This window comes from Cupriavidus sp. 8B (assembly GCF_054589115.1).
The window spans coordinates 1-11,352 of sequence record NZ_BAAILO010000380.1; the positions used below are offsets into that span (position 1 = coordinate 1).

11 protein-coding genes are annotated in these 11,352 nt (G+C 66.1%); all 11 read right to left on the reverse strand.

The window, feature by feature from the left end:
• Nucleotides 1-43: 43 nt before the first annotated feature.
• Nucleotides 44-898 (reverse strand): DMT family transporter, encoded by an 855-nt coding sequence (locus ACYP5B_RS35055; RefSeq protein ID WP_459572777.1) that lies wholly within the window; start codon nucleotides 896-898, stop codon nucleotides 44-46.
• 55 nt (nucleotides 899-953) lie between these two features.
• A complete protein-coding gene (gloA, locus tag ACYP5B_RS35060; protein WP_267605537.1) occupies nucleotides 954-1,361 on the reverse strand; it encodes a lactoylglutathione lyase in 408 nt (135 codons plus the stop codon).
• Between the two features lie 116 nt (nucleotides 1,362-1,477).
• Complete coding sequence (locus ACYP5B_RS35065; RefSeq protein ID WP_400095776.1) at nucleotides 1,478-2,365, reverse strand: M48 family metallopeptidase; 888 nt, start codon at nucleotides 2,363-2,365, stop codon at nucleotides 1,478-1,480.
• Nucleotides 2,362-3,114 (reverse strand): lysophospholipid acyltransferase family protein, encoded by a 753-nt coding sequence (locus ACYP5B_RS35070; RefSeq protein WP_459572729.1) that lies wholly within the window; start codon nucleotides 3,112-3,114, stop codon nucleotides 2,362-2,364. Before ACYP5B_RS35070 ends, ACYP5B_RS35065 begins: the two co-directional genes overlap by 4 nt.
• Before the next feature lie 17 nt (nucleotides 3,115-3,131).
• Complete coding sequence (gene gmhB / locus ACYP5B_RS35075) at nucleotides 3,132-3,710, reverse strand: D-glycero-beta-D-manno-heptose 1,7-bisphosphate 7-phosphatase (RefSeq protein WP_459572730.1); 579 nt, start codon at nucleotides 3,708-3,710, stop codon at nucleotides 3,132-3,134.
• A gap of 28 nt (nucleotides 3,711-3,738) precedes the next feature.
• The gene (glyS, locus tag ACYP5B_RS35080) at nucleotides 3,739-5,871 is read right to left on the reverse strand and encodes a glycine--tRNA ligase subunit beta (RefSeq protein WP_400095772.1); all 2,133 of its coding nucleotides are present in this window, start codon (nucleotides 5,869-5,871) and stop codon (nucleotides 3,739-3,741) included.
• Between the two features lie 36 nt (nucleotides 5,872-5,907).
• On the reverse strand, nucleotides 5,908-6,555 hold the full coding sequence (locus tag ACYP5B_RS35085; RefSeq protein WP_459572731.1) for a hypothetical protein: 648 nt from the start codon (nucleotides 6,553-6,555) through the stop codon (nucleotides 5,908-5,910).
• A complete protein-coding gene (gene glyQ / locus ACYP5B_RS35090) occupies nucleotides 6,552-7,520 on the reverse strand; it encodes a glycine--tRNA ligase subunit alpha (protein ID WP_400095769.1) in 969 nt (322 codons plus the stop codon). Before glyQ ends, ACYP5B_RS35085 begins: the two co-directional genes overlap by 4 nt.
• Before the next feature lie 455 nt (nucleotides 7,521-7,975).
• Nucleotides 7,976-9,574 carry an apolipoprotein N-acyltransferase gene (gene lnt, locus ACYP5B_RS35095; RefSeq protein ID WP_459572732.1) on the reverse strand — a complete coding sequence of 533 codons (1,599 nt, stop codon included), beginning with the start codon at nucleotides 9,572-9,574 and terminating at the stop codon, nucleotides 7,976-7,978.
• On the reverse strand, nucleotides 9,571-10,443 hold the full coding sequence (locus ACYP5B_RS35100) for an HlyC/CorC family transporter (RefSeq protein WP_400095767.1): 873 nt from the start codon (nucleotides 10,441-10,443) through the stop codon (nucleotides 9,571-9,573). Before ACYP5B_RS35100 ends, lnt begins: the two co-directional genes overlap by 4 nt.
• Before the next feature lie 310 nt (nucleotides 10,444-10,753).
• A partial coding sequence (gene ybeY / locus ACYP5B_RS35105) for an rRNA maturation RNase YbeY (RefSeq protein WP_459572733.1) occupies nucleotides 10,754-11,352 on the reverse strand: 599 nt, incomplete at its 5' end.

Consider the following 11,352-nt stretch of genomic DNA (forward strand, 5'->3'; position numbering starts at 1 on the left):
CAGTTGCAGTTGCAGTTGCAGTTGCGGCCACCCCCCCCTCCCTTCAATCCCGCCGATTCACCAACACAATCCCCCCCAACACCAGCACCGCAGCAATCGCAAACCGCATGCCAACAGCGTCATGCATCAGCACCACGCCAAACGCCACCCCGAACAGCGGCGTCAGAAACGAAAACACCGACAAGCGCGACGCCAGGTACTGACGCAGCAGCCAGAACCACGTCAGATAGCTGGCGAACGCAATTAGCACCGACTGGTAGAACAGGCTGGCTACCACCATGCCATCGACGCGCGCATGCACATGCTGGCCGGCTGCAAGCGCCATGGCCAGCAGCATCACCGCCGACACCGCAAGTTGATAGAGCAGCGTCTTGCTGGGCGCTGCCGAAGCCAGCCGGCTGGCGCGCACCACCACCGTGGTGGCGGCCCACAGGAAGCCGGCAAGGATCCCCAGCGCATCGCCCAGCAATGTGCTGCCGCCATGCGCGGCCGGCGCGGTGATGCCATCGGCAAAGGCCAGCGCCATCCCGCAGAAGGCCAGCCCGACGCCCAGCCATTGCCCGCGCCGCAGACGTTCGCCGGCGACGCTCAGATGCAGGCCGAGGGCGGTAAAGATGGGAGCGGTGTAGAGAAACACCGCCATGCGTGAAGCGGTGGTGTGGCCGAGCCCGACGAAGATGCAGAAGAACTCGGCGCCGAACAGCAAGCCAGCCAGCAGCCCGGCGCCCAGCGTGCCGTCGTGTTGCCACAGCGGCGTGCGGCGCCAGGCGGCAAAGCCGAACACCAGCAGCGCCCCCACGGCAGAGCGCACGCCGGCCTGCAGCACCGCGCCCATCAGCGGCGCGGTCGCCTTGATGACCACTTGCTGCAGTCCCCAGGCCAGGCACAGCACCACCATCAGCGTGACGGCCGTGCCGTCGAGCGGGCGCCGGCTTGGCGACAGTGCGCTCACCTCAAGGACGGCCGGCGTCGCGCGTGGAATTGCGCTCGATCAGCTCGATCTTGTAGCCGTCCGGGTCTTCAACGAAGGCGATCACGGTGGTGCCGCCCTTGACCGGGCCGGCTTCGCGCACGACGTTGCCGCCGGCGGCGCGGATACGCTCGCAGGTGGCTGCCGCGTTATCGGTTTCCAGCGCGATATGGCCGTAGGCGGTGCCCATCTCGTACTTTTCCACGCCGTAGTTATAGGTCAGCTCGAGCACGGCGGTTTCGGATTCCGGGCCGTAGCCGACGAAGGCGAGGCGGTATTTGTATTCGGTGTTGTCGCTCTCGCGCAGCAGTTGCATGCCGAGGATGCGGGTGTAGAAGTCGATCGAGCGTTGCAGGTCGCCGACGCGGAGCATGGTGTGAAGGAGTCGCATTTTGGGAGAGGCCTGATTTTGTTTTGGGATAGGCCGGATATTTTAAACGGGATGGAAGCAATGGGTTTGCCTTGGCACAGGCGTGCCATTTTCCCGTTTTAAATCAAGGGCCCAGCCTAGAACGTGGGCAGCAACTCGGGCGGGTGGGCCCGCAATTGCGCGCGGGCATCCCGGAACTCCGGAAAGATCGACGCCACCGTATCCCAGAACCTCGGGCTGTGGTTCATCTCCTTGAGATGCGCCAGCTCATGGGCGGCCACGTAGTCGATCATCGACAGCGGAAAATGCATCAATCGCCAGTTCAGGCGGATCTTGCCGTCGGCGGTGCAACTGCCCCAGCGCGTGGCGGCGGAGGTCAGCGCGAACGCGCTATGCCGCACGCCGAGCTTTTCCGCGTAGATATCGAGCCGCTGCGCCAGCAGGCGCCGTGCCTGGTGCTGCAGCCAGCCTTGCACGCGGTCCTTGATCTGCTGCTCGTCCGCGTGCGCGGGCAGCGCGAGATGCAGGATGCGCGTGTCGGCATCGAACAGCAGCACGCCGGCGGGAGACTCCAGCTGCAGCGTGATGGGCTTGCCCAGGAAGGGCAGGCTGGCGCCTTCGCGCCATTGCACGGTGGGCAGCACGCGGCGGGCTTCGCGGTGCTGCCATTCGCCCAGCTTGTTGAAGATCCAGCGCTGCTTTTCCAGAATGGCCGACTCGATGTCGGCCAGCGTGACCCAGCGCGGCGCCGTGATGGACAGGCCGCGGTCGTCCACGGTGAAACCGATGGTACGGCGCGACGAGCGCTTGAGCGTGTAATGCACGGCGCGCTCGCCTACCAGCAGCCGCCGTGCATTGGGCTGCGGCTGGGGCCAGGGCTGCGCAGTCGGAGAGATGGGCTGCACCACCGGCGCCAATCCGCCTGGCACCATGCCGGGCGCCCTGTCCTCGCCCGCAAGGGCGTCGGACAGCGGCAGCTCCATCTGGGAACCGGGGGAGTCGGGGGACGGGCGCAGCAATTTCATGCGGGCGTTTTGCTCCGGTAGCTCTCGGCGTCGATTCTACGCATATCTTGTTCGATCCACGCCTCAACCTCCTGGTTGACCTGATCCGCCGTCTTGTTCGCCGACGAAATCGGCGCGCCGACGGAGACCGTGATCAGGCCCGGATACTTGAGAAACGAGTTGCGCGGCCACAGGCGGCCGGAGTTGACGGCCATCGGGATCACCCATGCGCCGGTCTCTACCGCAAGGCGGGCGCCGCCGCTCTTGTAGCGCGTCTTCTCCAGGCCGGAGCGCGTGCGCGTGCCTTCCGGGAACATGATGATCCAGGCGCCTTCGGCCAGCCGCTCGCGGCCCTGGCGCACGGCCGAGGCGAAGGCGCGGGTGCCTTCCTTGCGGTTGATGTGCACCATCTTGAGCATGCCCAGCGCCCAGCCGAAGAAGGGCACCATCAACAGTTCGCGCTTGAACACGAAGCACATCGGTTTGGGCATGGTGGCCAGGTAGGCCACGGTTTCCCACGCCGACTGGTGCTTGGACAGCACCACCACCGGCTTGTCGAGCATGGCATCGAAATGCTCGCGGCCTTCATAGCGGTAGCGGATGCCGCAGATCAGCGCGGCCGCGCCGGTCACCAGCCGCGGCCAGCCACGCACGAAGCGGTAGCGGCGCTCCGCGTTCATGAACGGAAAGACGATGAAGCACGCACAGGCATAGGGCGGCGTCAGTACCAGGAGGAACAACGCGAACAGCAAGGAGCGGAGAAAAATCATCGGTGCGGGAGTTGGGTTCAGGAGCCGGCCTGGCGCGGGGCGCCATCGCCGGTGAGCAGCCAGCGTGCAAAGGCGCGCAGGTCGTCGTGGATCAGCGTGCCGGGCGGCAGGCCGCCCTTTTTCTCGGTCTTGGAGCCTTTGCCGGTCAGCACCAGGTGCGGGGCGCAGCCCACCGCCAGCCCCGCTTCGAGGTCGCGCAGGGAGTCGCCTACCAGCGGCACGCCCTTGAGCTCTACGCCGAAGCGCTCTGCCAGTTGTTCGAGCATGCCGGGCTTGGGCTTGCGGCAATCGCAGCCGTCCGCCGCCGTATGCGGGCAGAAGAAGACCGCGTCAACGCGCCCGCCGAGATTGGCCAGCGCCTTGTGCATCTTCTCGTGCATGGCGTTGAGCGCGCTCATCTCGAACAGGCCGCGGCCGATGCCGGACTGGTTGCTGACGATCACCACGCGATAGCCGGCCTGGTTGAGCGCGGCGATCGCTTCCAGGCTGCCATCGATGGGGATCCATTCATCCGGCGTCTTGATGAACTGGTCGCTGTCGAGGTTGACGACCCCGTCGCGATCGAGCACGACAAGCTTGGGCGGTGTCTGCGGCATGATGGCTTCCCGGTGGGTGCTTGGCCGCTTACGCGGCCAGCTTGGAGATGTCGGCCACGCGATTGGCCAGCACGTGCAGCGAGGCCAGCAACGCGAGCCGGTTGGCGCGCAGCTGCGGATCTTCGGCCATCACCATGACATCGTTGAAGAACTGGTCGACCGCCTCGCGCAGCTGTGCCAGGTCGCGCAGCGCGGTGGCGAAGTCGCCGTTGGCGAAGGCGGCATCCACTTGCGGACGCACACTTTCCACCGCCTTGTGCAGCGCGCTTTCAGCGGCTTCCTGCAGCAGGGCCGGCTGCACCGTGCCGATCGGGTCCGTGTTCTTGCGCAGGATGTTGGTGATGCGCTTGTTGGCGGCGGCCAGCGCCTCGGCCTGGGGCAGGGCGGCAAAGGTGCGCACGGCTTCCAGGCGGGCCAGGATGTCGTCCAGGCGCTGCGGGCGCAGGCTCACCACGGCTTCCACTTCATGGGTGGTGTAGCCCTTGTCCTTCAGGTAGCCGCGCAGGCGGTCGTACAGGAAATCGGCAATCGCGGCTTGCGCGGGCTTGACCGCGGCAATGCCGGTGAAGGCCTGCTGGGTGAGTTCCAAGAGCGCGTCGATCGACAGTGGCAGCGGGGTCTCGACCAGCATGCGCAGGATGCCGAGCGCGTGGCGGCGCAGCGCAAACGGGTCCTTCTCGCCGGTAGGCGACAGGCCGATGCCCCAGATGCCGACCAGCGTTTCCAGTTTGTCGGCCAGCGCCACGGCCAGGCTCACCGGGCCATCCGGCAGGGCGTCGCCGGCAAAGCGCGGGCGGTAGTGCTCGGAGCACGCCAGTGCCACGCTTTCCGCCTCATCGTCGTGACGCGCGTAGTACGTGCCCATGGTGCCTTGCAGTTCCGGGAACTCGCCCACCATGTCGGTCAGCAGGTCGGCCTTGGCGAGCTCGGCGCCACGCATGGCAGCCGCCTTTTCCACGGCGATGCCGGCCGCGCCGAGCGCGTCGGCGATGTGGCCGGCGATCTGCTGCAGGCGCTGCACGCGGTCCAGCTGCGTGCCGATCTTGTTGTGATAGACCACGTTGGCCAGTTGCGGCACGCGCGAGGCGAGGGTCTTCTTGCGATCCTGGTCGAAGAAGAACTTGGCATCGGCCAGGCGCGGGCGCACCACGCGCTCGTTGCCGCTGATGATGGACTCCGGCGTATCGGTGGCCAGGTTGGAGACCACCAGGAAGCGGTTGCGCAGGTGGCCGGCGGCATCGGTCAGCGCGAAGTATTTCTGGTTGGTCTGCATGGTCAGGATCAGGCATTCCTGCGGCACTTCGAGGAAGACTTCCTCGAAGTGGCACGGATAGACCACCGGCCATTCCACCAGCGAGTTGACTTCGTCGAGCAGGGCATCGGGCATCACGACCTGGTCGGCGCCCGCCTGCTCCAGCAGCGCGGTACGGATGCGTTCGCGGCGATCTGCGTAGCTGGCCAGCACGCGGCCTTGCGATTCCAGCACGGCGGCGTATTCGCCTGGGTGTGCGATCTCGATCTCGCCGCTCGACAGGAAGCGGTGGCCGCGCGTGGTCCGGCCCGCCTGCAGCCCCAGCACGCTGACCGGCACCACCTCGGTGCCAAGCAGTGCAATCAAACCGTGCGCGGGGCGCACGAATTGCACCGTGCTGCCGTCCGGGCGCTGGTAGCTCATCACCTTGGGGATGGGCAGCCTGGCGATGGTGTCGTCCAGTGCTGCCTGCAGCCCGGCGCCCAGTTCGGCGCCGCGCGCGGTGTAGCAGTAGAAGAAGGCATCGGCCTTGCCGTCGGAGGCGCGCTCCAGGGTTTGCCAGTCGATCGCCTCGACGCCCACCGATTTAGCCAGTGCGGCCAGCTTCTTGGCCAGCGGGGCGGTGGGCTGGCCGCTGGCGTCCAGCGCCACCGTCAGGGGCAGCACTTTTTCGCGCTGCTCGCGGTCGGGCGCGCTGCGGCGCACCTTGGTGACCAGCGCGGCCAGCCGGCGCGGCGTGGCGAACGCGGTCACTGCCGCGCCGTCACCTACCAGGCCACGCTCGGAGAGGCCAGCGAAGAGGCCCTGCGCGAAGGCGTCGCCCAGGCGTGCCAGCGCCTTGGGCGGCAGCTCTTCAGTGAACAGTTCGATCAGCAGCGTATCGTTCGAATCGGTCAGGAGTTGCGACATGAATCGTTTCCAACAAGTTGTGGCACGCGCTGCGCTTTAGCAGCGCGGTGCAATAGTAGGTTCTACGCCGGATAACAGCCACAGGCCGTTTTGCTGGCGGAATTGCAGCGTGGTTGCTACGCACTGCGTGTCTGCGTTGGTGCCATTGCTTGCGCTGCTGCCACGGCCGCCAGCGGCGGGACGGGGCGCGAAGAAGCGGGCATCGAGGCGGCGCAGCCGCTTGTCGTAGCGGATCTCGTCGATGCGGCCGCTCACCCAGAAATCGATCTTGGGCGGCAGCTGCGCGGCCGAGTAATACGTCTTGATCTGCCTGCGCACCCGCCCGTTGACGGTCTCGGTCTCGACCCACGAGAGTGGGTAGCGGATCGCGCTTTCATAGGCGCGCAGCGGCACGCGGTGCCAGCCCAGGTCCTTGGAGCCCGACAGATCGCACGAGAACGTGCGCACCAGCTGCGTCCATTGGTCCAGCGAGTTGTTCGGGCCGAAAGCACCATGCCAGTGCCGGTCGATCGCCTGCTGCAAGGCCTGCGGATTGGCCTCGCACACATTGGACAGGTCGGCCGGCAGGTATAGCACCTGAGGGCTCGGCATGGACGCGGTGGCCTGGGCGGCGCCATGCGCCCCCAGGGCCAGCAGCGCCAGGGCAGCGCCTCGGCATAGCGCGCTGCGCGCCGTGCTGGTCATGCGGTGGCCTCGCGCTCGCACATCGGGAAGCCGAGCGACTCGCGCGAGTCGTAGTAGGCCTGGGCCACCAGCCGCGACAGGTTGCGGATGCGGCCGATGTAGGCCGCGCGCTCGGTGACCGAGATCGCGCCGCGCGCGTCCAGCAGGTTGAAGGTGTGGGCGGCCTTGAGCAGTTGCTCGTAGGCGGGCAGCGGCAGGCGCTTGGCGGCGTCCGCCGGTGCGGCCTCCCCGGCTTGGGCGGCATCCGGCTTGGCCTCGGCCGCGCCCATGAGGCGCTTGGCCTCCGCCTCGTGTTCCGCGAAGTGGCGGAACAGGATCTCGGTGTTGCTCTGCTCGAAGTTGTAGGTGGATTGCTCCACTTCGTTCTGGTGATAGACGTCGCCGTAGGTCAGGCGGCGGGTCTTGCCGTTTTCTTCCCACTCGGTCCACACCAGGTCATAGATGTTCTCGACCTTCTGCAGGTACATCGCCAGGCGCTCGATGCCGTAGGTGATCTCGCCGGTGATGGGCTTGCAGTCGATGCCGCCGACTTGCTGGAAGTAGGTGAACTGCGTGACTTCCATGCCGTTGAGCCAGACTTCCCAGCCCAGGCCCCAGGCGCCTAGTGTGGGGTTCTCCCAGTCGTCCTCGACAAAGCGGATGTCGTTCTGCTTGAGGTCCAGGCCCAGCGCTTCCAGCGAGCCGAGGTACAGCTCCAGGATGTTCTCGGGTGCGGGCTTGAGCACCACCTGGTACTGGTAGTAGTGCTGCAGGCGGTTGGGGTTCTCGCCATAGCGCCCGTCCTTGGGGCGGCGCGACGGCTGCACATAGGCGGCTCGCCACGGTTCCGGGCCGATCGCGCGCAGGAAGGTATGCACGTGCGAGGTGCCGGCGCCGACCTCCAGATCGATAGGTTGCAAGAGTGCACAACCCTGCCGGTCCCAGTAGGCCTGCAGGGTGAGGATCATTTGTTGGAAGGTCAGCATAGGCGAAGACTAGTAAGGGCCTGCACGCAGGCCAGCAAGCAAGGGCGGACGGCGTGGCGGCAAAGTTGCCGCAGCGCCTCACGAAGATCGTGCCAAACCCCGAATTCTATCGGTTTTTTTGCCGCCGCCAGCCATCGGCACGGCCCTTGCATGGGTCAGTGCGTCCAATCCCGCCCGCGGGGCTGGCATGTGGTGTCGGCGTTTTGCAACGAATCGGGTAAACACCGAAGGGAGCTAAAGGCTTGCCGGATACTGGTCGTTAGCGTTTTTGTATACAGTATTAGGCAGAGCTGTGCATAACAGCCGCAACCGTTTGAATCAATCCAGTTACGGGGACACCGGTCATGTCGCTACTTTCTCGCAAGCCCTATCTCGTTGCCATCGTCGTGATGATTGCCGTCGCCTTGCTATCGGTAGCAGCGGGGGCGTCTGCCTGACGACTGGCCCGGCCGCCGTCAGCCCGGCTGGCGGCGGCGCCAGGCCGCCAGTGCCAGCACCAGCAGGCATGCCGCCAGCGCCGGCATATTGCCCCACCGCACGTAGGGGGTGAATCCCTGCGTGCCCTGCACATTGGCGGTGAGCGTGCCGATGGTGAAGGTCGGCAGTTGTCCCGCCACCACGCCGTCCGGCGTCACCACGGCCGTCATGCCGGTATTGGTCGAACGCAGCATCGGCCTGCGCGTTTCCAGCGCGCGCATGCGCGAGATCTGCAGGTGCTGGTCCAGCGCGATGGTGTCGCCGAACCACGCCAGGTTGGTCACGTTGGCCAGGATATTGGCCGGCACCTTCTGGCTGCGCAGGGTCTCGGCGATTTCCTCGCCGAACAGATCCTCGTAGCAGATGTTGGGCGCCACCATGATGCCGCGCACCGGCAGCGGCGTCTGGTCCAGCCCGCCGCGGCGGAAATCCCCTAGCGGCATCTTCATCATGTCCACGAACCAATGGAAGCCGAAGGGAATGAACTCGCCGAACGGCACCAGGTGGTGCTTGTCGTAGCGGTACAGCCGTTCGGTCAACGGGCCCAGGCCAAAGACACTGTTGGTGAAATCGACTGGCGAGTCCGCGCCGGCTGCACCGAACAGCACGGTGGTGCCGCTTGCCACGGTGAAGTCGCGCACCGCGATGGCGATGTCCACCGGCAGGTCCTGCAGGATCACCGGGAATGCGGTCTCGGGCGTTACCACCAGGTCGGCAGGGGCGGCCGTGATCAGGTCGCGGTACAGCTCGAGCGAGCGCTGCACGCCGGCCGGCTCGAACTTGATGTCCTGCGCCACGTTGCCTTGCAGCAGCCGCACCGAAATGGGCTTGCCGGCAGGCGTGGTCCAGGCGATCGGCACCAGCGCGGCGCCGGCCAGCGGCAGCGCCACGGCCGCCGCCAGGGCGAGCATGCCGGCACGCATGCCGCGCGGGTTGGCGCCGCCACGGCCAAAGCCGCGTACGGCGGCCACCAGCAACGCAGCCACCGTCGCGGCCAGCGCGCCAATGCCATAGACGCCCACCAGCGGCGCAAAGCCGGCCAGCGGGCCATCGGTATGGGCGTAGCCGCTCGACAGCCAGGGAAAGCCAGTGAAGACCACGCCGCGCAGCCATTCCGACAGCCCCCAGGCCGCGCCAAAGGCGAGCGGCGCGAGCAGCGTCAGTGAGGTTGTCCGCGTACGGCGGGCAGTCAGCCAGTGCCAGGTGGCTGCGGCCAGCGCCGGATAGAGGGAGAGGAAGGCGGCGAACAGCAGCACGGCAAGCAATGCCATCCACGCTGGCATCTCGCCATAGACGTGCATGCTGATATAGAGCCACCAGATGCCGGAGAGGAACCAGCCGAGGCCGAAGGCGTAGCCGGTAGCGGCCGCGCCACGGGTGCGCGGCGCATCGGCGACCAGTGCCACCAGCCCCGCCAGCGACAGCAGTTGCAGCCACCACCATGTGTGCGGCGCGTAGGCCTGGGTATGGGCCACGCCCAGCACGGCAGCCAGAACCAAGCGGGGCAGGCTCACGCCGCGCGCGTCGTCGCGTCCGGCGCTGGCGGCGCCGGACCATGCCTGGAGCACGCGCCTCATGCGCCGTCCATGTCGGGTGCGGTGAGAGGAGTCTCGCGGCGCACCAGCAGCAGGTGTGCCTGCCGGGCGTCGGCGCGCAGGACTTCGAAGCGCATCGGCGGCAGCACCACTACTTCGCCGCGATGCGGCACATGGCCTAGGTGGTTGCTCAGCAAGCCGCCCACGGTATCGACGTCGTGATCCGAGAATTGCGTGCCGAAGGTTTCGTTGAACTGCTCGATCTCGGTCAGTCCATGCACGCGCCAGCTGCCATCGGGCAGTTGCAAGATGTTGTCATGGTCTTCGTCGAGATCGAACTCGTCCTCGATGTCGCCCACGATCTGCTCCAGCACGTCCTCGATGGTGACCAGGCCGGCGATGCCGCCGTACTCGTCCACCACCATGGCGATGTGGTTGCGGTTGATGCGGAAGTCGCGCAACAGGATATTGAGGCGCTTGGACTCGGGAATGAACACCGCCGGGCGCAACGTCTCGCGCAGGTCGAACTCTTCGTCGGTGTAATACCGCAGGAGGTCCTTGGCGAGCAGGATGCCGATGATGTTGTCGCGGCTGCCCTCATAGACCGGAAAGCGCGAGTGCGCTGTCTGCCGCATGAAGGGAATGAAGCTCTCCGGCGCGTCGGCGATATTGACGGTGTCCATCTGGCCACGGGGGACCATGATGTCGCGCGCGGTAAGTTCGGATACCTGGAACACGCCTTCGATCATGGAAAGCGAGTCGGCGTCGATCAGGTTGCGCGCATGCGCATCCTGGAGCACCTCAAGCAATTCGGCACGGGAGTCGGGCTCGGGAGAGATGAAATCCGAGAGCCGTTCGAGCAGGGATCGGGGACGGTCGGCTGACTTCGAACTGGGATAAGGGTCGTTCATGGCGCGACGAGCGCGGGGTGGATATCGGTTGAAGGATACACTAAAAGGGTTTGGGGGCTGTGACTTGGGGGTGACGGGGGGAGGTTTGGCTGTGTTTGAAACTGCAACTGCAACGGCTTAACGTCAAGGGCAACTGCAACTGCAACTGCAACTGCAGTTTCACCACCCCTGCGGGGCGGCGACCTACTTTTTTGTCTTGCCAAAAAAGTAGGCAAAAAAAGGCGCCCCATACGGCCTTGGCACACCTTCACGGCTCGCTTCGCATCGCGCTGGGGTGATTCCCGCCTTCGGGCGGGAATCACGGCTACACCTAGTCTTTGATTTTGATTTTGACGTTGCCGTCTGCCTGGTACGGATCTGCGAAGCCCAGGGCTTGCAGGGTTTCCGTTTCGATGGCTTCCATTTCTTCCGCCTCGGCATCTTCCTCGTGCTCGTAGCCTTGCGCGTGCAGCACGCCGTGCACGATCAGGTGCGCATAGTGCGCTTCTAGCGGCTTTTTCTGCTCGCGGGCTTCCTGCTCTACTACCGGGCAGCACAGCACGATATCGCCGCTGACCGGGTCCGACTCGTGCTCGGCATAGGCGAAGGTCAGGACATTGGTCGCGTAGTCCTTGCCGCGGTAGCTGCGGTTCAGGCTGCGGCCTTCTTCTTCGCCGACAAAGCGGATGGTCAGCGTGGCATCGGCGTACAGCGCCGACTTGGCCCAGGTTTGCACCTTGCGCTGGGTCGGCAGGCCGCGGCGGGCCTTGAGGCCGTCGCCATATTGCAGCGCCAGTTCCAGCGATGGCGGCGTGGCGGGGGTGCCGGTGGTGGTGACCACGGGCGTGGCGGTCACGGCGACCGAGAGGGCGTCGTGGTTGTCCGGGCGCACCAGCAGGCCGGCCTGCTGGCGGTCGTCGGTGTGCTCGG